This window comes from Micromonospora sp. B006, assembly GCF_003408515.1.
Classification (GTDB): Bacteria; Actinomycetota; Actinomycetes; order Mycobacteriales; family Micromonosporaceae; genus Micromonospora; species Micromonospora echinospora_A.
The window spans coordinates 6,370,615-6,396,166 of the sequence record NZ_CP030865.1; the positions used below are offsets into that span (position 1 = coordinate 6,370,615).

The window sequence follows — 25,552 nt, forward strand, 5'->3', positions numbered from 1 at the left end:
GCTGGTCAGAGCAGCACGAGTTCCTGGGCCAGCATGTCGGTCCAGGTGCGGCGGGTGAAGTTGCAGCCGGTGTGTGCCACGAACTGCCGCAGCGTGCGTACCGGGCCGATGCCGAGCCGGTCGACCGGCGGCGTGTGCAGCATGTAGAGCACCCGCCGGCGGCTCAGCTCCTCGTAGCGGGCCCAGTCGGACTCGACGTGGTCGCTCCAGTGCCGCGGCTTGTCCTGGCGGATGTAGTAGTGCCAGGCCAGCACCTCGGTGGGGTGGAACAGGTCGTAGCCCCACGTGTAGGCGCGCAACGCCAGGGTGATCTCCTCGCCGTGGAAGTAGATGCCCGGGTCGTACGGCACCTCGACCGCGAACGAGCCGGGCGCGAAGAGGAAACCGGCGGCCAGGAACAGCGCCGGCTTGGGCGGTACGCCGGGCGCAGCGCCCTCGATGGGACGCTGACCGAAGATCGGTATGCCGAACGCCGTCCAGTCGCTGACGACGATCTCGGCCGGCACGCCCTCGCCGGTGAACTCCCGCTCGGGCTCGTAACTCGCCGGGTACGCGGTCAGGATCGGCTTCTCCGCGCCGGTCTCCCGCGCCATCCGGATCAGCCGCGCGTCCCAGTCCGGCGCGAACCGGGTGTGACTGTCGACCTGCAACAGCCAGTCCTCACCGCGATACCGCCGGAACGTCTGGTCGCGGGCCCAGCAGGCGCCCCGGCTGTCGCGGGCGTCGTGCTCCTGCACGTCCACCCCCGGCAGGTCCCGGATGGCGGAGATGTCCTCGTCGCCGAGGTGCTGCCAGCAGACCGCGACGCGGACGTCCTGTGGGCGCGCCGCCTTCGCCAGGCAGTCCAGCACCGTCGGCACCAGCTCCCGGTCCCGGTACGACGCGATCGCCACGAAGATCGTCATGCGTCCGGCGCCGCCGGCACGAGGGCGTACGACTGGAACAGCAGGGCCAGCGCGCGGTGCTCGTCGGCGGGGTCGGTGACCGGGAGCAGGTCACCGTGCGAGCGGATGTGGGCCAGCAGGTCCGGCTCCGGCGCCAGCCCGTACGCCTGCAGGTAGTAGGCGACCGACTCGGGCCAGAGCCAGCGGCCGTCCGTGCGATAGGTCATCGGCACGACCCGGCCGCGTTCGGGCCGGACCACGTCCGGTCCCCGCGCGGTGGTGGCCAGCACCGGCGTGCCCGCGTCGAGGTACGCCGCCACCCGGGCCAGTTCCGGGCCCGACAGCCGCTCCCGGCCGGGCGCGAAGCGTGCCCCGTCGTCGTCCACCTCGTCGTGGACCCGGGCGATCCGCAGCGGCTCGGCGTCCCGGTCGGCCCAGAGCAGCGCCCCGGAGGCGCGGGCCGCCGCCGCGTACGGCGGAAGCTTGTCACCGGAGCGGTACACCTCGACCAGCGGAGCGGTGAGCCCGGCCCCGGCCAGCGCCCGCATCACGTTCGCCGCCGTCGCGGCCTGCGGCCCGTTCGCCTCGAGCACGTAGACCGGCGCGGGCGGGATCACCGAGGCCGCCCACTCCGGGGCGATCCGCCAGGCGCGCCACAGCGCTACTGCTTCGGGTTGCCGCCGTACCGCCGCGACGGCGACCCGGTCGGTGTCGTCCATCAGGCCCTCGCGGCCGGTGAGGTCCGCCAGCGGCGGCACCCGCCCGCCGAAGACCCGGGGATTCGGTACGGCGGAGGCGAACGTGAACGCCAGATCGAGGGCGCCGGGCGGCTCGGGCAGGGACACCGTGCCGGTGTCGGCGAGCCGCAGCCGCGCCTCGGCCAGCATCGCGTCGGGCACCTGCCCGCCGAGCCGCAGCAGCGCGACGTGCAGCTGGTCCTGCTCCGTCATTCCCGGGCCTCCTCGCGTCCTCGTCGGCGGCGCTCGGCGCATTCGACCACGCCGGGCGCCGCGAGCGCCGGTCCCGCCGTACGGTCGTGCCCTAAGGACACCCCGACCGAAGCCGTTCGTGCATCAGCGCGGCAGGTCGGCCCGTACCAGCGCGGCGAGCGCCCGGTGCACGGCGACCGCGTCGGCCGGCGGCCCCGGCTCGGCCCGGCGCAGCCGCAGGTGCCGGCGCAGTCCCTCGTCGGCCAGCGCGCCGTCGTCGAGCACCCGGTCGGCCAGGTCGGCCGGCCAGATCCAGGCGCCGTCGGTGCGCAGGCGCTCGGTCAGCGCGGGGGCGGACCGCAGGTAGGTGACGAACGGCGCGACCTCGTCGTCGTCCAGCGGGAACCGTCCGTCCCCGTCGGCGGCCACCCGGACCTCGCCGGGTGGGCGCGGGGCCCAGATCAGCGCCGACCGGGACCGGGCCGCCCACTGGTACGCGGGCAGCGGCAGGCCGGGCCGGTAGACCTCGACCGGCCCGGCGTGACCGGCGGCGGCGAGCGCCCGCTGCCCCCGGTCGGCGACGCCGGGCAGCTCGTCGTCGGGCAGCGTCGCCTCGACCAGGTAGACCCGCACGGCGCTCGCCGTGTCGTCCGGCCCGGCGGTGATCCGCCAGCAGCGCCACACCCCGGCGGTGTGCGCCGGGTCCAGCACGTCGAGCAGGGCCCGGTCGAGGTCGTCCACGGCGCCGCCCGCGGTCTCGTCCACGACGAGCGGCGCGGCGGTCGCGTACAGCGGCAGGTCGGCCGGCGGGAACGGGACGAACGGGGTGCGCGGCTCGGTGTCCACATCGTCGTCGGCCGCCGGGCCGGGCGGCAGTGGCGTCTCCGGGGGCAGCAGCGCGGCCAGCGCCGCGATCTCCGCCGCGGACTGCGGGAACGCGCCGAGCAGCCGGGCCGCGCAGGGGCCCCGGTCGCCGTCGGCGAGCAGCGCGCGCAGGCGGAAGAGGTCGTCGTCCGGGATGCGGCCCGCGGCGCGCAGCAGGAGCAGGTGCAGCGTCCCGGCGCTCACGGCGCCGTCTCGCGCAGGAAGGCGGCGGACAGGCGGGCCGGCGCCGGGCCGCCCGGGTTGACGATCGTGTCGTACGCGCCGGCCACGGTGGCCAGTTCCGCCAGGTCGAGCAGCCGCCATCCGGGGGCCGGCACCCGATCCCGGTGCGCCGTGCTCGTGGTGACCACCACGCAGTTCCCGTCCTCGGGGTCGGGCAGGACGAGTGGCCGCCCGTCACCGTTCGTCGCCAGGTGGAACGTGGAGTCCCGCAGGACCGCGAGCAGGTCCGCCGGCTCGGCCTCGCCGGCCGCGGTCAGGCGCAGCAGCGCGTCGGCCGGGTCGGTGGGGGATTCCGGGAAGCGGGGACGGTACTCCGGGTTGCTCCGGAACCGGCCGACCTCACCGTCCGGGCCGACCGGCCACATCCCGACGACCGCCTCGAACGGCGGTTCGTCGTCCTCGCCGCCGGTCCACTCCGGGTCGAGCAGCAGGAGGAACTCGTCGTCGCTCATCCGGTGCCCTCCTCGTCGGCGGGCAGCAGGGCGTGCCAGACGATCGCGGCGGCCAGCCGTACCGGCTCGGGACCGTCCGGGTCGACGAGCAGGTCGATGCCGTCGGGCAGCAGTTCGGCGAGTTCGGCCAGCTCGACCGGGCGCCACCCGGGGGCGAACGTGGCTGCGCGGGTGGCCGCCGAGGTGGCCACCACCACGCAGGGCATGTCGTCGAAGGAGCGCACGACCAGCGGCCGGCCGTCGCCGTTCATCGCGAGGTCGAGCCGGGCGTCGCGCAGCGACGAACCGATCCGCTCCACCGGTTCGTCGCCGCGCATCATCCGGCGCAGCAGATCGGCCAGCGGCGGTCCGGGCGGGAAGGGGCGGTCCGTCATGGTCCCTCCAGGTGGCGGGTGGTCCGCCGCGACCGTGGCGCCGGTCGCGGCGGACCGTCCGGGCTCAGGCGAACGGGTCCGGTGCGGCCGGAACCGGCACCGCTGGCAGTCCCTCGCGTGCGGCGTACTCGTTGAGCCAGCGCTCCAGCGGGGGGCCGGACGGGGCCACCCAGGGCTCGGCGCCGTTCTTCGGCACGACGAGCGGGCCCACCGCGAGCGTGTCCATGATGCTGCCGGTCTCGGTGGCCCGGACCGTGTTGAACGGGTAGACCCAGCACCAGGCGTACTCGGCCGGGGCGTCCGGGGCGAGCAGCGTCAGCGGCTGCGCCGGGTTCTCCAGCCGGCGCAGCGCGTCCTGCGCCCGGGTGCGGGCGTCGTCGGCGTCCATCAGGTTGTCCTTGTCTGTCGATGGTGGTCGGGCGGTGGGTCAGCGCCGGGGTACGGGCGCGATGCGCGGCTCCGGCTGGAGACCGCCGGACGAGGTGGACGCGGTGGCGCCGTTCACCGGCCCGGCGACCACCCGGGCGGCGGCGTCGCGCTCCGGCCGGATCTGCGAGTCGTCGCCCTCGGCGGAGACGGCCCGCCCCGCCGCGTCGTACGCGAAGCGCGTCACCGCCTCGCCGGTGCGCCGCTCCACGACCCGGCCGAGCAGGTCGTACGCGTAGTGCGTGACAGCGCCGGCCGCGTCGGTGCGCTCGACGAGCTGCCCGGCGGCGTCGTAGACGTACCGCTGGGTGCGGCCGTCGAAGTCGGTCTCGGAGGTCATCCGGCCGTTCGGGTCGTACGTGTAGCTCCACGTCGCGCCCGCCGGGTTGGTGACCCGGACCAGCCGCAGCTCGGTGTCGTACGCGTACTCGGTGCGGTTGCCCTCGTCGTCGATCTCGGCCGTGACCAGGTCGAACGCGCCGTACTCGCGGATCGTCCGGCGGCCGGTGGCGTCGACCCACTCGACCAGGTTGCCCTCGCCGTCGTAGCGGAACTCCTCGAGGGAGCCGTCCGGGTTCTCCCGCCAGGCCAGGTCACCCTCCAGCGTCCAGCCGAACTCGGTGAGACCGGTGTCGTCCCGCATGCTGAACAGGCGGCCGAGCGCGTCGTAGACGTACTCCGTCTCGCCCTGCCCGGTGCTCACCGAGGTGATCTGCCCGGCCGGGTCGCGCACGACGGCGGTCGGGCCGACGTGCGTGGTCGTGCCCCGGCCGTCGGCGGCCGGCTGCTCGTACCGGACCACCTCGCCGGAGGCGTCCACCTCGGCGACCATCAGGCCGTCCGGGCCGAACTGGCGGTTGCGGGTGCTCCCGTCGAAGTCGGTCCAGGACACCGCGCGACCGAGTTCGTCGTACGTGGTGGTGGACCGGCTGCCGTCCGGCCGGGTGACCGCGACCAGCCGCCCGAGCGCGTCGTACTCGCTGGAGGTGGTGCGGCCCAGCGGGTCGGTCGTGGACCGCAGGCGGTACGCCTCGTCCCAGACGTTGCGCGTGGTCGCGCCGAGCGCGTCGGTCTCGGCGACCACCTGGAAGCGGTCGTTGAGGTCGTAGACGCGCACCGCGCCGAGCGAGTCGGTCACCACCGTGCGGCCCGGCTGGTAGTCGAACCGGTAACGCAGGTAGCCGCCCTTGCCGTCGGTGGCGACGCACCGGCCGGCCACGTCGTAGGTGTACGTGTACCACTCGCCGTTGCGGTCCTCCCAGCGCACCAGCCGCCCGTCGGCGTACGTGAAGCGCTCGGGGTCGCCCGAGGAGTTCGTCACCTCGATCAGGTTGAGGTCGGCGTCGTAGCCGAACTGCGACGCCACCATCAGGTCACCCGCCGCGTTCGGCAGGGAGACCATCGTGATCAGCCCGGCGGACGAGGTGAGCGCGATCACGGCACCGGTGGACGACAGCAGCCGCGTCGGCGTACCCCGGCGGTCGCGGTGGATCGTCCAGCGGACGCCGCCGCCGGTGACGTCGGTCAGCAGCGACTCGGTGTCCGACGCCGCGGCGAACAGCAGGCTGCGGCCGGACGTCGGATCGGTCAGCAGCCAGCCGCCGCCCACCAGCCGGTGCAGCGGCAGCGTGCGGCCGGTCTCCGGCTGCGCCACCTCGCCCTCGGCGGGCAGCGGGTACGTGAGCAGCGAGCCGTCGGCGGCCAGGTAGCGGACCTCCTCGCCGTCGACGATGATCCGCTGGTCGAGCGTCGAGGCCCAGGCCCGGCCGAACGACCGGCCCCACCGGTAGTCGGAGCGGTAGGTCCGCTCCAGCGTGAGCCCCGGCATGACCGCGTCGGTGTGGGTGAGGATCATCCGGCCGGTGGTGACGTCGATCGGGTCACCCACAGTCGGCGTCTGCGCGGTGGTCTTCGCCACCGCCTCGGGCGCCACACCGGCGAACGTCTCCGTGGTCGGCGAGAAGTCCGCCATGTCGACGTCGCTGTCGGCGTCGCGGACGGAGGCCATGTCCGTGTCGGAGTCGCTGTCGCGGACCGAGGCCATGTCGACGTCGCTGTCGGGAGCCGGGTCGCTGGTCCGGATGACGACGACCGAGCCGTCGGGGGAGATCGCCGGGAGCGTGGCGAGCCCGGGAACCTGGGCGTCCTCGAAGGTGACCCGGCCCTGACCGTCCTTCGACACGTTGATGACGTGTCCGACGGTCCCCGGACCCCCGGGCCGCAGGCCGACGATCGCGGTCGTGCCGTTCGGCATGGCGCCGAGGGCCTCCATCAGGCCGCGGATGCTGCCGACCTCGTCCACGCTCCGGCCCGGGTACCGCTTCATGACCTCGCCGATCTCCATCGGCTGGGTCTGCGCCGGCACCTGGGTGACCGCGCCGGTCTGCCGGTACGCGTCGACGGCCAGGGTGAGCGGCACACAGTCGACGTTGGCGGTGACGCTGCCGGAATCCCGGCTGTCGTTGATCCGGCGCAGGTGGTCGCGGTCGAGGGCGTTGAGCGTGCCGAGGTCGGCGTCCGTGTCGGCGGTGTCGCCGTGCAGGTTGGCGGCCAGCACCCGCAGCGTCGAACCGTCGTTCAACGTGTACTCGTACGACAGTTGGTCCCGGAACGAGTCGAGGATCCGGTCCTGCGCGCTCGGGTCGCCCTGCGCCGCCGTCAACTGGTCGGCGAGCGGCGTACGGAACGGGTCGGTGAGCGGCGCGGCGGCACCCCGGACGTCGGTGGTGCCGGTCTGCGGGCCCTGGAAGCCGTATCGGGGATCGCCGTGGCGCCCGCGACGGCTGCTGCCGCCCCGGCGCTCCGGGCTGCGCGACCTGTCGCTGCGCGGCGAGACGGTCACGATCCGGGCGGTCGACGAACTCGCCACCGGCGCGGGCGCGCCGGTGAACTCGGTCTCGGTGTAATACGGGGCGGTGTCGGTGATCGCGTTGGGCCGCTGACGCGGCATGATGCTCGCCACCGGGGGCCGGCTCTCGCGTGGCACGAACTCGTCGCTGGCGTATCCCTGCGCCGCCGGGGGGAACCACGACTGGATGTCGCGCCACCGGTCGGCGGCGTCCTGCCCCCGCTCGGCGTGCGCGATGTAGTCCAGCGCGACGGGCAGCGAGTTGACTTCCGACTCGTAGCCGCGGGCGTTCTCCGCGAAGCTCACGATCCGGGCGAAGTCCCGCCCGGCCGCGGACTCGATCTGGTCCAGCCTGATCCGGCCGCGCAGATACTTGGCGATCTGGCTCGCGGTCCGCCGTCCGCCGCCGCGCTCGTCGGCGATCAGGTCACCGAGACCGGTGTGCGTCCGCGGCTCGCCCCGGCGCGTGGTCGTGGTGGTGTTGTAGTAGTTGAGCGCGCCGACCAGCGGGTCGTTCTGGTGGCCGATCGCGTCCGACCGGACACCCGTGCGGGGCCGCGTCCCGATGTGCGGGAACACCGCTTCGCGGATCTCCTGGTAGGTCTGGGACGCGACGGAGTTCGGGTCCTGGAGGTCGGTCCGCGATGCCGGCGCGACGTGCTCGAACCACTGGCGGGCGTGATATCCGACGGCGCCGGCCGGGGTGGAGACCGGCGGCGGCGACGGCGTGTCGCGCAGCCGGGTCTCGTACCGCAGAACCTGCCCGTGCTCGTCCAGGATGGCGACCTGCACCTGGAACGGCATGCCGTAGAGCGCGCTCGGCGGCGGCGGCGCCGCGTTCGTAGGCAGGCTGCTGGGCGTCTGGTCGGTGGGCGCGGCGAGCGCCGGTTCCACGGTGGCCAGCGGGTGCGGCGTCGTCGGGGCGGGCGTGCAACTGGTCAGGCCCAGCGGGTCGGCGACGGTGAGCGGGTCGGCGACGTACGCGGTCGGGTTCGGGCCGCCGGTCAGGCCGAGCGGGTCGGGGCTGACGTACCGGCCGGTCGCCGGGTCGTAGTAGCGGAACCGGTTGTAGTGCAGGCCGGTCTCGGCGTCGACGTACTGGCCGGGGAAGGCCAGCGGCGTCGCGGTGCGGTCGGCGCCGCGTCCCCACAGGTCGCCCCGCGACCACCAGCGCAGCCCGCCGCCCGGCTCGACCAGGTGGGTCGGGGTGCCGATGGTGTCGGTGATCACCGCGCGGAGCGTGCCGTCGTCGGTCTGCGCGACCGGCACCGGCGCGTCCGGGCGGTAGTCCCACGTGGTCGTGGTGGTCACGCCGGTGGCGTCGCGGTGCGTCTGCTCCAGCATCAGGTCGCCTGACCAGGCGAAGGACACCTCCTCCAGCACCCGGTCGCCGTCGCCGAGGCGCTGCTTGGCGATGCGCCGGCCGAAGCCGTCGTAGCGGTAGCGCCAGCGGTCGCCGCCGGGCGTCACGGCCAGCACCAGCCGGTCCTCGGCGTCCCACTCGAAGCGCCACGCGCCCGCGGCGTCGACCCGGCCGGTGAGGCGGCCCTTCGCGTCGTAGGAGAACGTCGCGTCGTCGGAGCGCACCAGCATCGTGCCGGTGAACTCCCAGCGTCCGCCGCCGGCGCCAACCAGGTTGCCGGCCTCGTCGTAGTCGTACCGCTGCGGGACGTCCCCGTCGACGGCCCGGATGCGGCCGGTGTCGTCGGCGGTGAAGGACTGGTCACCGGCGAGCGAGTCGGCGATCGCGGTGACCCGGTCGGCGGCGTCGTAGCTGTAGCGGCGCTCGGCGGTGCCGGCGATGTGCTGCCCGGTGAGCCGGCCCGCCGCGTCGAAGGTCTGCCGCAGCGCGACCAGGCCGCCGATGGTCCGGCCGATCTCGCGGCCCGCGTCGTCGTGCGTGAAACCGAGCAGGTGCTCCCCGGCGGTCAGGCGCTCCGGGCGTCCGTCGGCGTCGAACGTCCACCGGCTCGACCGGCCCGACGGCGTGGTGCGCGTCGCGACCGCCCCGGAGTCGGTGTACGAGGTGTGCACCGTCCGGCCGTTGATCGTCTCGGACAGCACCCGGCCCTCGGCGTCGCGGGTGAACCGCACCTGCGCGTCCGGGCTGGTCACGGTTGCGACGTGGCCGTCGGCGTCGTACTCGACGCGGGTGACGGCGTCACCGACGCGGCGTTCGACGACCCGGCCCAGCGCGTCCCACAGGTAGTGGGTGACGGTGCCGGCGGCGTCGGTGTGCGCGATCAGCTGTCCCGCGTCGTCGTGCTCGTAGCGCTGGGTACGGCCGTCGAAGTCGGTCTGCCCGCACAGGCGGCCGGCCGCGTCGTACTCGTAGCGCCACGTCCGGCCCGCCGGGTTCGTCACGGCGGTCAGCCGCAGTTCCGTGTCGTACGTGAACTCGGTGCGGTTCCCCGCCTGATCCACCCGTGCCGTGGGCAGATCGAAGGGGCCGTACTCGAAGCTCACCGCCCTTCCTGATGCGTCGATGACGTCCACCAGATTCCCTTCACCGTCGTAGAACCACCGTTGCGTGGAGCCGTCCGGGCGGACCCGCCACGCGAGGTCCCCCTCGGCGGTCCAGCCGTACGTCGTGACCGCCCCGTCCGGGGTCCGGGTCGCCCGGACCTGTCCGAGCGCGTCGAACTCGATGCCGCTCGCGGGCGCGGGCCGGCGCGGCGGGACCCGGTGGGTCGAGCCGTCCGGCAGGGTGAGCGTGCGCGCGTCGTGGTCGAACCGGGTGACGCGCCCGAGCGGGTCGGTACGCGACAGCAGCCGGTTCGCCGTGTCCCACTCCTGCCGGGTGGTCGCGCCCAGCGGATCGACGATCGCGGTGACCTGGCGGCGTTCGTTGATCTCGTACCGGGTCACCTGGCCCAGCGAGTTCGTCACGGACGTGACGCCGTCGTCGTACCGCAGGCGGTAGCGCAGCCAGTCACCGGCGCCGCCGGCCCGGACGCAGCGGCCCGCGTCGTCGTAGTCGTAGCCGAACCACTCGCCGTTGCGGTCCTGCCAGCGCACCAGCCGGCCCGCCTCGTCGTAGCGCAGCCGCGTGGCGTGGCCGGAGGAGTTGCGTACCTCGACCAGGTGCCGCCTGTCGTCGTAGGTGAAGGTGGGCAGGTGGACCGCCTCGGCGGTGGTGTCGCCGGGTGCCCGTACGTGCGCGCCGACGACCAGGCCGCCGGCCAGGTGCGGGACCACGACCACGCCGGAGGTCGAGGTCAGCAGCTCGGGCGTGCCGTCGGCGGCGCGCTCGATGTGCCAGCCGACGTCGTCGGTGACCACGTCGCTGAGCCAGGAGTCGTCGTGCCCGGCGGCCGGGGCGAACAGCAGCCGCCGGTCCGGCCCGGTGAGCAGCCAGCCGCCGCCGGTCAGCCGGCGCAGCGGCCCGCCGGGGCCCAGGACGGGCCGGGCCTCGTCGCCCTCGGCGGGCAGCGGGTACGTGTGGACGGAGCCGTCGGCGGCCAGGAACCGCGCGTGCGTGGCGTCGGTGACGACGCGCTGGTCCAGCGTGGAGGCCCAGGCCGGGCCGAAGCAGCGGCCCCAGCGGTAGTCGGAGCGGTGGGTCCGCTCCAGGGTGAGCCCGGGGAGCCGGGCGTCCACCTCGGTGTAGATCACCCGGCCGGTGGCGACGTCGACCGGGTCGCCGACGAGCGGGGTCTGCGCGGTCGGGGTGGCGACGGCGGCGGCCGGCACGGCAGCGGGCGGGACCGGGACCGGCGGCCGGGTCACCTCGGTCTCGTGCGCGTGGTAAGCGTCCCACCAGGTCTTCTCGGCGTCCGCCACGGCCCGTTCGGCCCCGGCTACCTCCTCCGGGTCCGCGTCCGCCCGGGACGTCAGGCCGTCCAGGCGGGCCGTCGCCTCGGACAGCGTCTTCGCCGCGTCGGCGACGGCGAGCGCGGACGCGCGCAGCCCCGGGGAGAGGTCCCGGCCGGTGACGGCCCGGGCCGCCTCCTCGTCCAGCCGGACCACGTAGCCGCCCGGCACCCGGACCTCGGCGCCGCCCCGGTGCTTGCCGGCGGTGTCGCGGGAACGCGCGACGAAGCGGAACTCGACGTCGTACTCCACCGCGGCGGTGAGCTTGTCGTCCGGATCGGTGCGCCGGGTCGGCTTGCCGGTCGTGCTGACGGCGACCTTGCCCTCGTCCTTCACCTGGGCGGCCGGGTCGGTGCGGTAGAGCTGATGCTCGACGAGGGTCGCGGCGTTCACCGCGTTGAAGGCCTCCCGCTCGCCCACCCGGCTCGCGCCGCCCGGATGACCGACGCCGCCGACGACCAGCGGCCCGGCCGTCCTCAGCGCGAACGAATGGCCGCTGGTCTGCTCGAACTCGGTGTCGGCGTTCCGCTTCGCCGAGCCGCCGATCTTCACTGTGGCGTCCGCGCGCAGCAGCTTCGGGCGGGCCACCAGGCGGGCGTCGAGGTACAGGTCGCGGCCCAGCCGGGCCGGCATCGGCAGCGGGAACGCGCCGGCCAGCATGGCCGGCAGCGCCTTCATCCGGGTGACGGTCAGTGTGTCGCGCAGCGCCGCGGTGACGTCGCGGCCGGGTTCGACGCCCGACGCGACAAGCGCCTGCCGGGCCGCCTCGTGCAGGTCGGGCAGGTGGACCAGGACGTCCTCGACGGCGAAGCGGCCCGGCTCGGGCAGCGGATCGAAGCCGGTGGCGCCGCGCCACAGTTGCCGCCCCGCATCGGTGGTCTGCGCGGCGGGCACCGGAGTGACCGGCCCGGAGACGGCCTGCGGCCGGCCCTGTGTGGCCGAGTACGTGGTGACGTCGCGGACGGCCTGGATCGACACGCCGTCCTCGGGCAGCCCCTTGCCGGTGACGGTCATGGTCAGGCGGACCGCCCCGCGGTACGTCGGCACCGGCCCGGAGACGGTGAGCGTCTGCTCGTACGTGCGGCCGGTGCGTTCGGTCGCCTTGGTGGCCCGGTTGTCGAGGGCGGCGGTGCCGGTGAGGCCGGCGGCGACGGTGCCGGAGGCCGGGCCGTGCCCGGTGGTCCGGGTGGCGTCGTCCTCGACCCGTTCGGTCTCGGTGCCCTGCGCCCGCGCGGTCAGCGTCACCTGTGCCGCCGTCCGGGAGGTGGTGCGGGTGTGCGCCTCGCCGACGACCGAGCGGTCGGTGACCGACATCTCGTCGACCAGCTCGATGCCGGTGAAGCTCGGCTCGCCGACCGGCTCGGCGGTCAGCGTGACGTGGTAGGTGGAGCCCCGGAAGCGCCGCTCCACGCGGATCGGCTCGCTCCGGCCGCCGTTGAGCGCGTCCGCCAGGTGCAGGTGGGCGGCGCCGAGGAAACCGGAGCTGCCGAGCCCGCGTACCGGGTCGAAGGGGCTGCGGTCCTGGTCGGACGGCAGGATCGCCTGGGCGAGTTCCTCGCTCGACGCCCGGGCCAGGGCCCGCCGCAGGTGCGGGATGCGATCGGTGAGGTCGACGTGGGTGGTGACGCCGCCGATGCCGAACGACCGCTGCGGTCCGGGCCGGAACGCGGGTTGTTCCCTGTCGTCCGGGGTGCCGGGGTCGGCCGCGGCCTCGTCCTGCCGCTGCTGTTCCTGCCGGACGATGTCGCGTTCGCGCTGCTGGTGCTCGGCCTGCGCGGCCCGCTGGCGTTCCTGCGCCTGAAGCAGCGCCCGGGTGGCCTCGTCGTGCGTCGCGGTCAGCTCCGCGAGCTCGCGCCGGTGCCGCTCCTCCTGCGCGGCGAAGGACTGGTCGACGAGCCGCCGCTCCGCCTCGCCGACGGCGCGGCGGCGGCGTACCCGGTCGACGTAGTCGGAGGCGTCGCGGCGCTCGGTGTGCTGCCGCCGCAGCAGTTCCCCACGCTCAGCGGCCTGTGCCCGCGCCATGCGGGCGCGCTGCTCGCGCTGGTCGGCGCGTACCGTCTCGGCGTTCTCGGCGTGTCGCAGCTGCAGCCGTACGTCGGCGCTCTGGTGCCGGCGGGCCCGGTCGCGGTCCTGGAGCCGCTTCAGCTCCGTCGGCGTCATCCGCATGACCACAGCGCCCGGCAGGGTGAGCCGCCGGCCGGCGCGGCGGGCCGGGGAGGCGGGCCAGAGGCCCAGCGGAAGCAGGTTGGTGTCGTGCCGTGCCTCGGCGACCACCTCCGCCTCCACGTCGACCCGCACCAGCAGCTCGCGTTCGGGCCGGCCGCCGACGCGCAGCTTGGAGATGCCCGAGACGCTGCGCTCGCTGATCCGGCCCCAGGCGCGCCGCCACGGCGTGACGGACAGGACGACGGCGCCCGCCGGCCGGCCGGTGCTGCCGCCGTGGTCGGCGGCCGGGCCGCTCACCGTGGCGACACCGGTCGCGGAGAGGCTCAGCTCGATCGAGCGTCCGTGCGCGGTCTTGCGCGCGGTGCCGCTGGCGAAGGTCCGCTTGATCCGGGCGAACTCGTCCGCGTCGTCGAGCACCACCGGGTTCGTCGGCCGCAGCCGTACCCGCACGTCGGCGCGGGCGTCGGCGGCCCGGCGGCCGTGCCACAGGTTGCTCAGCGCCAGCGGGCGGCTGAACAGCTCGGCGTCACCGGTGAGGCGCTCCGGCGACAGCTCGTCGGCGACGACAGTGGAGATCCGGCCGTCCTCGACGGTGTAGATGTCGTCGCCGCCGGCCTCGTGGAGCGTGTCGACCACGGCTTCCTGCAGCCGGCCGGCGCCGACGAAGGACTCCACCCGGCGCCCGTCGAGGTCGTGCGGGCCGCCGGTCATCCGGCTCAGCGGGGGCGGGTACGCGATGGTCTGCTCGTCCCGTGCGGCGGGGCCGGGATCGGGAGCGGGGCGCTGCCGGGAGACCCGCGTCTCGGGGACGAGCATGCGCACGTCGAGGCGGTGGGTGCGGGGGCGCTGCTCGGACGTCGCGACGACGGTGGGCACGTCCCGGCCGTACGCGCCGACGGACAGCTGCCGGCCCGCCTGGTTGACCCGCACGCTCGACCGGGCCGTGACGGTGAGGTCGAGGGTGGCGGCGAACTCGCGCAGCCGTACGCCGGTGGGCTTGCCCTCGTCGTCGAGCGCCGGTCCGTGGCTGCTCTCGGCGGCCTGCCGGCCGGTGATCGCGCTCTCGTCGGTGGCGCTCCAGGTGACGGCGGCGCGGGGGCCGCCGAGCATCGCCGAGGCGGCCTGGCCGAGCGGGCCGAGGATGCGGGGCTCCAGGCTGATCTCGGCCGATGTGCTGCGGTCACGCCCGCTGGTCACTGTGGACCGGGCGTCCCGTTTGGCGTCGGTGCCGATCTTCTCGCGGTCGAGCAGGTCGCCGTCGGACACGTCGCGCAGGGTGCCCCGGATGGTCACCACTGTGACGTGGTCGTGGAACGTGCCGGTGCGGATCAGCGGGATCTTCAGCCCGGGCCCGACGATCCGGTCCGCCAGGTGGCGCAGCTGGTCGGGGGAGAGCTGGGTACGCAGGTCCGCGTCGCGGCTCAGCGCCGCCTGCAGTTGCGGGGTCAGCCCGTCGGCGAGCCGCGGGTCGTCGAAGTGCCGCAGCATCTCGTCCCGGGTGGCCAGGCGGAACCGGTCGTGACCGGGCACCGACCGCACCGCCTCGGCGACCGTCTCGTAGAGCCCCCGGTCGCCGAACCGGGTCAGGTGCGCGCCGCCGAACGACTCGCCCCGCTCGATGCGGGCCGGCGCGAAGTGGGTCCGGGCGGCGCCGCGCCGTCCGTGCCATTCCCGGCCGCCCGGGTCGAGGGCGGTGCCCGGCAGCCGGTCCCGGGTGGTCCACTGGAGAGCCTCGACGGAACCGGCCAGCATCCGCGGCTCGCGGCCCAGGACGCGCACCTGGACGCCGTACTCGACGCGGTACCGGATGCCGGGGGCGGTGCCCGTCACGGTCTGCTTGGCGCCGGTCCGCTCGGTGACCGTCCGGCTGACGCCGGCCTCCCGGCTGCCGCCGACCCGGGGCGCGACGACCAGGCTGAGCGGCCCAGCGTCCACGCCGGGGCCGGCGGTGGCCCAGCCGCCCCACAGCCGCTTGGCGGTGGCGCCGCCGCTGCTCTCGGCCGCGAGCGCGGACGTGTCGACGTGGGCGGTCCCGTCGACGCTCTCCACCTGCTCGATGCGGCGGGCGACCAGGCGGACCTCGACCTGCTGGCTGCGGCCCGGGAAGAAGCGCCGCCAGCCCGTGCGCGCGCCGCGCGGCAGCGAACCGGACCGGACCCAGCCGTCGTGCCGGTTCGCCGGGTCGGTGACGACCGTCGTCGGCAACGTGCCGGCGAACGCCGCGTCGCTGAGCAGCTTCTGCACGGCCGGCCGGCCGGGCGCGCCGATGCGGACCACGTCAGCCATGCCGTCCTCGGCGAGGATTGCCTCGACCTGCTCGAAAAACGTGGCGCCCGGATCGGCCGGGCGGCTGCGTACGCTCTCCACCGCGAACCGGGCCGGGACCGGTCCGTCGAGCGCCGGGTCCGCGGCGGACGTCGCGGTCGTACCGACCGGACGCAACCCGGTCGGTACGGCGAGAGCGACGGTGCCGGCGGCCTGGACCGGTCCGGTGTCGGGACGGCCGGGCCGGACGAGCCGGGCGACGAAGCGGACCGGCACGCTCACCTCGGCCATGTCGGTGACCTTGACAGTGGTGGTGGACGTGTAGGTGCCCTTGTGGGCGGTGGAGTGTTCGGTGGTGGGCGCCGTCGGCACCGAGCCGCCCACGCCGACGACGACGCCCGGCAGCGCGGTCACAGTCACCTTCGGCTCGACGTGCCGGTCACGGTTGTGCCGCAACGTGTGGGTGAGGTTCTCCCGGGTCCTGGTGGTGACCTTGCGCGGATCGTCGTGGAGCCGGTCGACTGTCAGCCGGTCCCAGTCGAGGACGGCGGTCACCACCAGTTCGGCGGGGCGGCCGCCGACGGTGACCGGGTAGGGGCGGCCCGCGCCGAGGAACTGGTCGATGTCGTCGCGGCTGTCGGCCTCCACCGCGGCGACGACGTCGGCCGGCAGGCGGGGGTCGAGGGTCCGCAGCGCCGCGCCGAGCGCCGCGTCCCGGGTGGCCCGTAGCTGCTCGGCGATGCCGAGCGTGTGGCTGTCCCGCAGGTAGGTGGGCAGGCGACGGCGTACCGCCTCGGGTGACGGCAGCGCCACCTCGCCCTCGGTGGTCAGCGCCGTGCCGATCTCCTCGGCGGCGGCCTCGCCCGGGGCCGCCTCGCCCGCTGTGGTCTCGTCGCTGCGGGTCTCGGGCGGCGAGAACGGCGCCAGGCCCGCCGGTCCGGTCTCCACCAGCAGGTCGGCCGGCGGCTCCAGGTCGGAGTCGGCGTCGTCCTGCGGCGTCGTCGCATCCGGCGCGTCGGCCGGCGCGGGCGACGGGGCCCGGGGCGGCACGCCGAGCCGCTCGGCCAGGTCGTAGACGTCGTTCAGTCGTTCCTCCGACTCGGTCAGCGAGTCGTGGGCGTCGTCCATGTGCGACAACGCGGCCGTGTGCGCGGCGTACGCGCTGGACGCCCGGGACGTCACGTCGGCGACCAGGCGGTCGGCGTGGGCGGCGGCGTCGCGCCGGTCCCGCACCGCGGTCGGCAGGTCACCGAGCGGGGCCAGCTCGGCGGTGAGCCGGTCGAGGTCGGCCCGCCGTCGCGCGGTCGCGTTCACCGCCGGGTACGCCCGCAGCAGCGCGTCCGCGAGCGCCAGGTCCCGCTGCGGGCCGGGCGGCAGGCCGAGCGCCGCGGTGGCGTCGGTAGCCGCCCGGGCGGCCTGGTCCGCCCAGTGCCGGGTCTCCGCCCGCAGGGCGGCGAGCCGGTCGTGCCGCTCCCGCAGGAACCGCAGGTCCTCGTCCGCGCGCGCCGCCGTCGTCTCGGCCCACGCGGCGTCGTCGCGCAGGTCGCGTACGGTGGCCACCTCGGCGGCCGAGGCGGCGAGCGACGCGCGTACCCCGTCGTCCCGGTCGCGGATGTGCTCCTCGGTCCGTCCGGCGATCTCGCGCAGCCGCCGCGCGTCGGCCGTGTCCCCGGCGCGGGCCGCCGCGTCGACGCCGGCCCGCGCCAGCTTCGGCGCCTCGTCGGCGCGCTGATCGAGCTGGAGCCGGCTCGCCGACAGGTCGGCCAGCCGGTTCGCCGCGTCGCGGTGCAGCCCGGCGGCGCGCCGGTGCGTGGCGTCGGCCCGGGTGGCGTCGCCGAGCGCGGGCGTGAGAGCGTCGAGCGCCGGCCCGGTCCGGGCCTCGACCTCGGTGACGTCGGACTGCGCCCAGGCGGAGAGCTGCGCGACGGACCGGGCCGTCCGGTCGGCGTCGACCTGACCGACCGGGGTGTACGCGTCGAGGACGTGGGAGAGCTCGGTGACGGTGAGCCGGCCGGGGTCGGTGGGCGACGCCTCGAACTCGACGAACCGGGTGTCCCCGGTCGGTGGGGTGAGAGCCTCGCCGTCCGGGCCGCGCCTGTCGCTCCCGGTGACGATCGCGTGTCCGGTCGGCCCGGCCCACACCACGCCGCCGGGCGCGATGATCCTCGTGCCCGGCAGCTCCCGGGCGAGCTGCGCGGCGAAGCCGTTGCTGCGGTCGGTGCCGCTGTCGCAGACGATCAGGACGATCGGGCGTCCCTGCCAGCGGTCGCGGTCCTCGCGGATCCGCGCGGCGAGCTGAGCCGGGGTGATCCGGGTGTCGCCGACCCGGATCGCGTCCGTCTCGCCGTGTCCGAACACGTGGTAGCGGTCGGGCCGGTCCGGGAAGTCCCGGGCGGTGGACCTGGTGGCGCGGTCGCCGGGCGCGGCGAACACCAGGCCGGAGTCGACGGCGCCGGCCACCGGCGGCGAGGCGGCGCCGCTTGTCGTGGCGCTCGTGGTCGCGGTGCCGGCCGGCTCGGTGGCGGTCGGCGCGAACGTGGCGAGCCCGTCGTCGCCGAACATCCCGAAGTCACCGGACTCGCTGTCGCTGCCGTCGCTGTCGCCGGTGTCACTCGCCGGGGGCGGCGGTGGCACGTACGGCGCGTAGGTGACCCGGCCCCACTCATCGATCGTGCGGACCAGCGCCAGCCGGCCCTGCGGCCTGGCGCCGCGCACCGGGTACTCCCGGACCGGGCCGCCCGCACCGTCGTGCACGGTGAGGTGCACCCGGCTGCCCCGGGCGGCGGCGAACTCGACCACGTCGTGCGCGTTGCCGGTCCGCTGCCGTTCGGCGTCGTCGATCGGGGTGCCGCGGCGCCGCGTGCCGGGGTCGGGTGCGAGGGCCGCCTTCACGAAGTGCCCGTTGTCGTACGGGCGCTGCTGCCGCATCGCGGCGGCGTCGTCCAGCACGATCGTGTCCCGGCCGGCCCGCAGGGTGTCGATCCGCAGGGTGTTCGCGTCGGCGCCCGGCAGCCCGGCGGCGATCGCGTCGTAGAGGGAGTCCGGCTGCCGGCTGAGCCCGCCACGATCGGCGATGGCGGTGGCGGCGGCGAACTCCTGCTGGATGGTCCCGGAGTCGTTGGACGTGGCGACCAGGTGCGCTGCGACGAGGCGCTGGCTGGTCGGCAGGCCCATGGTCCGGGCCGGCTTCGACGGGTCCAGGTCGGGGTCGACCGTGACCTCGCCGCTGGGCTCCGGCGCGGGACCCGCCCCGGGCGGCGGCAGCGAGACGGTGGTGACGAGCCGGTTGTGCGGCTGCGCGCCGAGCTGCTGGAGCTGCTCCGGCGTCAGCGACTCCTGCCACGTCCTCGGCGGCTCGCCCGGGGCGCGCGTCACCCCCGCGCGGCGGGGCACCACGTCGGTGGGGGCGGCGAACGGCTTGCCGGCGGCGATGCCGGGCTTGCGCAGCTCGGCCCGGTACTCCTTGAAGCCGGTGCCCTCGGTGTAGAACAGCTGCCGGTTGGCGTTCGTGGGCACGGCGTGCGACTGGGGCAGGAAGTTGCCGGCGGCGAAGTCGGCCGCCAGCCGGGACAGGTCGGTGGGCGTGGCGGCGCCCACGAAGTCCGTCATGAACCCCAGGTCGCGGTCGGGGTGCCTGTTGTTCTGCGACTCGACCTGGACGTCTGTGGTGAGGACGTCCGGGGGCAGGTCGGCCGGCGTCGCCGCGCCGTGGGCGACGGCCAGCTCGTCGCCGTACGCCTGGTGCAGGCTCTCGGCCAGCAGGAGGAACTCGGCGCCCGCGTCACCGAACCGGACCTCGGGCCGGCCGAGGACGAGCAGGCCGTCGACGAAGAGGTTCGGCTCCGGCGAGTACGGCAGCATGGGGTGGACGGTGGCCTGCCGGTCCCGGGAGCGCATGTCCTCGTCCACGGCCGTGGCGAAGTCCCGGACGAACGTGTCCTGCCCGGTTCGGGTGGCGAGCTTGCCGAGCCCGCCGTGGACGGCGGCCAGCTTCTGTCGCTCGATCCCGAGTTCCCTGCGCGCGTCCTTGTCGTCGCGCGTGGCGAGTTCGGCGATCCTCGCCTCGTGGTCGCGGGCGCGTCGTTCCAGCCGCTCCCGGGTACGCCGGACCAGGTCCGCGGCGTCGCCGACGCGGTAGCCGCCGGAGATCATCAAGGGCCGGGCCGGGGAGTCGGTCTGCGGCCCGGTCGCCTCCGGATCGAACCGGGTCGCCCGGTTGATGCGGTCGAAGACGTGGGTGCCGTCGGCGATCGTACGGGCGCCCCGGTCGAAGTCCTGGATCGAGACGTACGGGTAGCGGCGGTCCGCGCCGTCCGGACCGCCCTGCGCGAGGCCCTGGATCGCGGCCACCGTGTCGCTGTCGCGCAGCACCTGGTTGCGGGTGCGGCCGTACGGGAACTTGTCGTTCTTCGTGCCGACCGCGTAGCCGTTCACCGCCACCGGCACGTCGAGGCTCTCGGCGAGCCGGGCGGCCCGGGCGACCGCGTCCCGGAACGCCAGGTCCGGCACCTCGGCGGTGGTGTTGACGCCGAAGACGAACGCGACCCGGGTGCCCGGGGCGAGGCCTTCGGTGACGGCCCGGACCACCTCGGGGATCTGGTCGACGTCGGCGGCCGGGAGCATCGAGTTGACGACGAACCCGATCGGCGCCGCCTCGTTCTTGAGGTCGATCGTCGCCTGCCGGTAGGTGCCCGGGTTGACGTCGCGGGTGTGCCCGGTCAGCTCGTCGAACCGCGCGTTGCGGCCGCCGGCCACCCGTACCGGCTCGAACCGGGACGGCCGCGTCCGTGGCGGCAACGCGCCGCGATCGGGCGAGAGCACGTCGTGCCGCAGGCCGGCGATCTGCTCGACGCCACGGGCCAGCAGCCGCGGCTCGTTGCCGGGCTGCGGGGTGGTGGTCGCCATCAGCGAGTTGTCGTCGCGGACCAGCGCGCGCTCCAGGGCCCGGCCCGGTACCGCGTACTCGTCGCGCAGGCCCAGGAAGTGCCCGATCTCGTGCGCCAGGTCAAGGTCGGACGAATGCGTCGACCAGGCGGTCTGCGTGGCCGGCGACGGGGTGCCGTGCAGCGCGACGACGGCGTGCGCCTCGCCGGGGCGGGTCACGAACTCGACGGTGACGTTCAGTTGGTCGCGGTCTCCGATGCGGAAGCCCTGGTTGTAGATCCGGTCGACCGCCTCGGTCACCCGGGCCTCGACGTCGCCCCGGGCGGCCTCGGCCGTGGCGTCGCGCGGGTCCAGGAAGACCTTGACCGTGAAGTCCTGCACGTTCCGGTCGCCGAGGTCGAGCACCCGGTGGTCGTACGCGATCCGGTTGTCGACCGCGTCGAGGCGCAGGCGGGGCCGGCCGGCCGGCGGGAGGGCCAGGCCGGCCCGCTCGTAGGAGCGCGCGACCACGTCCGGAACCCGGGTGTCCGGACTCGGGTCGCGGACGATGACGTCGTACGCGCTGGTGTTCGCGATCCGGCGCGGCGCGGTGTCGCGCTGCTCGTGGCGCGCCCGGGTGATCTCGTCGCGGGTCTTGGGTACGTCGAGCCGGGTCGGCGGGGTCCCGGCCGTGCGCTCGGTGGTGTCCATCGGGGGCGCGCCCGGCGCGGCCTCGGCACGCTGGCGGGCCTCCGGGTCCAACGGCAGGCCGGTGACCGTGGCGAGAGCCTGGTCGACCTGGTCGGAGCCGACATGATCGAGAGCCTGCTGCCACCGGTCGAAGTACGCGCGGACGCTGCCGTCGTCGTCCCGCACGAAGCCTCGCACCGTGTCGGGGTCACCGCCGAGCCGTAGGTACTCCGACGCCGCCAACAGCCGGTCGCGGCCTGCGGTGGAGCCGGAGGCCGCGACCGACGCGGGCTCGTGCTTCCACGGCTGGGTGTCACCCGCGGACGCCGTCACCGAGAGCGTGGGCCTGCCCGCCGCGAGGGACTCCTGCCAGGTGTTGGCGCCCTCGGTGACCACGAGCGTGGCGCGGTCGCGGAGCCCGGCCATCTGCTCCGGCGAGATGCGGGGCAGCGGCGCGACGTGGACGTCGGGGTTGCTTGTCGTGAAGCTCCGGTCGGCGTCGCCGACCACCAGGACGACAGTCGGCCGCTCGGGCCGGGCGGCGGCGGCCAGCCGGCCGACCACGTCGCTGTGCTCAGGAGTGACCTCGGTCCTGCCGTAGTAGACGAGCACCACGTCGGTGTCCGGGTCGTCGACCAGATTCGCGAGAGCGTCGGCCTCGGGAACGCGGTTGGCCCTGATGACCTCGGCGGCGGTCGGCGGCGGGGTGGCCGGTGGCCGGCCACGGTAGGACGGAACACCGGTCAGGATCTCGTCCAGATTCTTGACCGTCCCGTTTGTGCTGCGGAACTGGCGGGGGAACTTGTCCCACAGGAACGGCTGGAGCGTGAGCACGTCATGGTTGCCGTTGTGGGCGGCGCGCAGCCAGCGCTCCCAGTTCTTCTGGAACCACTCCTCCTTCTTCTCCCCGGGCACCTCCGAGCCGTCGTCGTTCTTCGCGTCGACGGCCGGCAGGACGATCAGGGCAGCGCCCGGAGGTGGAGTTTCGGTGCGGACCAGGTCGATGCGCAGACCCTGGCCAACTTCCTGAGCGCTGGTCTCCGCCTCTTTCCGGAACGACGGCTGCAGCTTCCGTCGCCAGTCGGGCAGATCGCTGCCGCCGGCACCGGGCCACTGCCTCTCCTTCCAGTCCCGCTCCTTGCGTTGGTCGTCGGCGGGCGTCTGTTTCCGCCCCTCGCCCGGGTCGACGGGCTTCTGCTGCGGTCGCATGACGACGTCCATCCCGCCCCGGCGCCCGGTCCACTCGCTGTGGAACAGGTCGTACGAGCCCACCGGGCTGTCGAAGTCGGCCTGCCGGCCGAGCTGCCCGGCGTAGTACGGCGTCTTGTTGCTGGGATAGGTCAGGACCACGGTGCCCTGGTAGCCGGTCGCGGCCAGCCCGTCGAGCATGGCGACCGTCGCCGCCTGGTGGCCCAGGCCCGGGGAGCCCTGGTCGATGACGTGCACCATCTCGTACTTGTCGGTGAGCGCTCGCCCGATCGCCGTCGGCACGGGCTGCTGCCGGGGCGGCAGCGTGGCAGCGGAGAGGTCCGCCCGCTGCGGGACGCTATTCCGGATCGGCGCCCCGGCCGGCCCCGGCGGGCGACCGGGCGCGGCCGGTGGTGGTGGCGGCGGAGGGCCGGGCACCCCGGGGGGAGGCGGCGGGGCCGGCGCACGCGACGGGACCTGCGGGTTCGGGTACGGGTCCGGCGCCTGCTCGCGCGTCGCCGGCGGGATCGGAAGCTCGCGCACCGGTCCCGCGGTCAGCGCGGCGTCGTGGATCGTCGCCAGATCCACAGCCGTGAGATAGTCGACCGGCCCGGTCGAGGACGCAGCCTGCTTCGACGACGTCGGCAGGGTGTCGACCTCGAGGCCCATCACCCCCGGACGCTCGCGGGTGGTGAACAGGTGATCGACGGCCTGGTGACCCTCCTTGGCGCCGAGGTAGTGCATCACCTCGTGCACCATCACCGAGAGGCGGTCGCCGGTGTTCCACCGGTGCTGGTCGGTTCTCACCCCGGTCTCCGAGGTCACCTCGACCGGCGGGTTGCGGCGCGGATCAGCCTGCCAGTCGCGGGTCATGCCGTCGCGCCACGGCGACGTGTCGACGACCAGGTCGATGTGGAGCAGCCGGCCGTCGGGCAGCGTGTACCTGTCGTTGACCATCTCGTCGACGGTGCGCTGCACCGCGTCGGCGAAGTCCCGCAGCTCATGCGGGGACATCTGGTCGTTCTTCGAGACCAGATCCAGGTGTACGTCGAACGACCGGTAGTCGCGCCCGTCGGCGGTGAACTCCCGCGTGGTGAAGTCGATGGTCGTGATCTCGCCGCGCAGCAGGTGCGTGCCGGGGACGACGGTGTCCTTCCACGGGACGTACCGCTCGGTGCGCAGCCGTTTCGGTTCCGCGTCCGACTTCGCCCGCTGGAACTGCGGGCTCGGCGCGGCCCGGACGGGTGTTCCGGCGGCCGGGGTGACGGGTTGAGTCGTTCCCGGGTCGCCGGACCGGTCCGGGCCGGGGTGGGCACCGGCCTGCGCGAGGTCGTTCCGGGGGCCGGTGCCGTCCGCGTCCACCGGGGCGTGGGCGGTCCTCGCACCGTCCACGGGGACGGCCGGCCCGGGGGTCGGGCCGTCAGCGGTGACGACCGGGCCGGTCGGTGTGGACGCCGCAGTCGCCGGTGCCGGGGTGACCGGCGCGTCGATGCCCACTGCGGGACCGGCCGCCGGCGGCACGCCGACCGCAGCGACCTCCACCGAGACGCCGCCCGCCTGCTCCCGTGCCGGTGGCAGCACAGGCGTGGCACCGGTGCTGTCGGCTCGCCCTGCCGCGGGCGTGGCCGCCGACGGCGAGTTCGGCGAGGACGTACCGGTGGCGGGTGCGGCTGCTGCGGGCGTAGCCGGGGAGGGCGCCGAGGCGGACGGCGTGCCGATCGACGGCGCGGCCGGTGCGGGCGTGGCGGCCGACGGCGCGGCCGGGGAGGGCGTAGCGGGGGACGGCGCGGTCGTGGACGGCGCCGCCGGTCCGGCCTGGGCGCCCGGTGGTGAGCCGGAGGCGGTGGGCGGCTGCGTCGCCGACGCCAACGGCGTGGTGGTGTCGAACCCCGGCAGCCCACCACCCGACGTCGAGCCGTCCGGTCCGGCCAGGGCGCCGCCGCGCGTCGTCGTGGCGTCGGTGACCACTGTCGCGGAGGCGGCCGAGGGCGCGCCGGTGGCGATCGGCGGGCTTCCGGCCGCAGTACCCGTCGAGTCCCCGCGCGCGGACCCGTCCCCGGTGGAGACCGGGGCGTCCGTCCCGACGGCCGTGTTGCCGGCCCCGGCCATGTTGCCGCTCCCGGCGGGGTTGCCGGCGCCCTGGCTCCCGGTGCCGTCGCGACCCGCGCCTTGGCCACTAGAGACCGGGCCGTCGGCGCCGTTCTGTCCACCGGCCGTCGCGCTTCCAGCGCCGGTCTGCCCGCCGGTCGTGGAACCCCCGCCCGCCTGGACGCCCGGGCTTCCCGCGCCCTGCTGCCCGGCGCCCTGGCCCGGTGGAACCTGGCCTCCCGCGCCCTGCTGCCCCGGCCCCTGACTGCCTGGACCCTGACCGGCACTGCCCTGGCCGGCACTGCCCTGACTCCCGGAGTCCTGGCTGCCGGAGCCCGACCGGCCCGGGCCCGGGCCGCCGACGGCGCCACCCGCGGTGCCGGAGCCGTCCGAAGGCCGGCCACCGGCGCCCTGGTTCCCGGCATCGCCGTGACCTGCGGGGCCGCCCGTCCCGGTGGGGGAGCCGACGGGCGGGGGAACCGGTGGTCCGTCCACGCTCGTCGTCGGCGGCGGCGCGGACGGCGTGGTGGTGAGGCTGTTCGTCTCGATCTTCGGCGGCGCCTTGGCGCCGGCGCCGGGACCGTAGCTGTTGCCGACCACTGTGGCGTAGTGGTGCGCCATCCCGCCGATCAGCGAGGAGGACATGGTGGCCCACGGGTTGAATCCGCCGCCGCCGACCATCATGGTGAACAGGCCCTCGAACAGCGTCTCGGCGAGCGCCGACAACCCTTCCCGGGACAGGACGCTGTCGTTGATCTTCGGGAAGAACTTGCCGCCGATCATCTGCACGCCGCTGACGCCCGCGCCGATGAAGGCGCCACCGGCGAACGCGATCGCCAGGTCCTTGTAGTCCAGGGACTTGCGGTTGCCCTCGATGATCTGGGTCACCTGGGCGGCGGCGCTCTGCCAGAGTTCCTCCAGGCCCTCCTGGAACGCCTCCCAGGCCAGCCGCATCAGCATGTGCCGCAGGCGCTGCCGGAACAGGTCGATCAGGGCCTTGACGATTTCCTGACCGATCTTGATCAGCGCGGGAACCGCTGCGGCGCCGAAGCCGGAGGCCAGCGCGATGGCGATCTCGACGACCTGGGTGAAGGCCGCGATGACGATGTTGTACTGGGTGTTCTCCGAGTCCAGCGCGAAGTTGTAGGCCGAGCCGCCCAGCGCCAGCGCGATGTTGCCGCCGGCCGGCACGTTCCTGGTGATGCCGACCTGGTACTGCTGGAACGCGTCCATCGCCGGGCCGGACAGGCTCCCGGCCAGCCCGTAGCCGAGGTTGGCGGTGGCGCCCATCCCGTTGAGAATGGTGCTGCTGAGCGCGTACAACTCGTCGCCCATGGCCCGCAGGGCGGTGGGGTCGGCCTTCGGGTACTCCTCGCCGACGGCGACGAGGATGAGGTCGTACGCCCACTGCCACTGCGGGTCGTTGGGGATGTGGAAGTCGGGCATGTCCTACCGGCGG

The 25,552-nt window shown here is 74.9% G+C and carries 7 protein-coding genes; all 7 read right to left on the reverse strand.

From position 1 onward, the window contains the following. Positions 1-5: 5 nt before the first annotated feature. The 7 genes from MicB006_RS28565 to MicB006_RS28595 all read right to left on the reverse strand — a co-directional run bounded on the left by MicB006_RS28565 (position 6) and on the right by MicB006_RS28595 (position 25,539). A complete protein-coding gene (locus MicB006_RS28565) occupies positions 6-905 on the reverse strand; it encodes a GlcNAc-transferase family protein (RefSeq protein WP_116510257.1) in 900 nt (299 codons plus the stop codon). Then, positions 902-1,834: a hypothetical protein gene (locus MicB006_RS28570; RefSeq protein ID WP_116510259.1), complete on the reverse strand. Its 933-nt coding sequence runs from the start codon at positions 1,832-1,834 to the stop codon at positions 902-904. The genes MicB006_RS28565 and MicB006_RS28570 overlap by 4 nt, the downstream gene beginning before the upstream one ends. A 123-nt stretch (positions 1,835-1,957) precedes the next feature. Beyond that, positions 1,958-2,881, reverse strand: a complete 924-nt coding sequence (locus tag MicB006_RS28575) for a hypothetical protein (protein WP_116510261.1) — start codon at positions 2,879-2,881, stop codon at positions 1,958-1,960. Next, on the reverse strand, positions 2,878-3,372 hold the full coding sequence (locus MicB006_RS28580) for a type VII secretion system-associated protein (protein ID WP_116510263.1): 495 nt from the start codon (positions 3,370-3,372) through the stop codon (positions 2,878-2,880). Before MicB006_RS28580 ends, MicB006_RS28575 begins: the two co-directional genes overlap by 4 nt. After that, positions 3,369-3,746, reverse strand: coding sequence for a hypothetical protein (locus tag MicB006_RS28585; protein ID WP_116510265.1), 378 nt, complete (start codon positions 3,744-3,746; stop codon positions 3,369-3,371). Before MicB006_RS28585 ends, MicB006_RS28580 begins: the two co-directional genes overlap by 4 nt. 64 nt (positions 3,747-3,810) lie before the next feature. Next, a complete protein-coding gene (locus MicB006_RS28590; RefSeq protein ID WP_116510267.1) occupies positions 3,811-4,134 on the reverse strand; it encodes a YrhB family protein in 324 nt (107 codons plus the stop codon). Positions 4,135-4,173: 39 nt separating this feature from the next. After that, positions 4,174-25,539 (reverse strand): DUF6531 domain-containing protein, encoded by a 21,366-nt coding sequence (locus tag MicB006_RS28595; protein WP_161565973.1) that lies wholly within the window; start codon positions 25,537-25,539, stop codon positions 4,174-4,176. Positions 25,540-25,552: the final 13 nt, after the last annotated feature.

Excerpts from the sequence above, each read along its gene's own strand:
- MicB006_RS28565 (WP_116510257.1), bottom strand. The coding sequence starts at position 905 with ATGACGATCTTCGTGGCGATCGCGTCGTACCGGGACCGGGAGCTGGTG.
- MicB006_RS28570 (WP_116510259.1), bottom strand. The coding sequence starts at position 1,834 with ATGACGGAGCAGGACCAGCTGCACGTCGCGCTGCTGCGGCTCGGCGGG.
- MicB006_RS28580 (WP_116510263.1), bottom strand. The coding sequence starts at position 3,372 with ATGAGCGACGACGAGTTCCTCCTGCTGCTCGACCCGGAGTGGACCGGC.
- MicB006_RS28585 (WP_116510265.1), bottom strand. The coding sequence starts at position 3,746 with ATGACGGACCGCCCCTTCCCGCCCGGACCGCCGCTGGCCGATCTGCTG.
- MicB006_RS28590 (WP_116510267.1), bottom strand. The coding sequence starts at position 4,134 with ATGGACGCCGACGACGCCCGCACCCGGGCGCAGGACGCGCTGCGCCGG.
- MicB006_RS28595 (WP_161565973.1), bottom strand. The coding sequence starts at position 25,539 with ATGCCCGACTTCCACATCCCCAACGACCCGCAGTGGCAGTGGGCGTAC.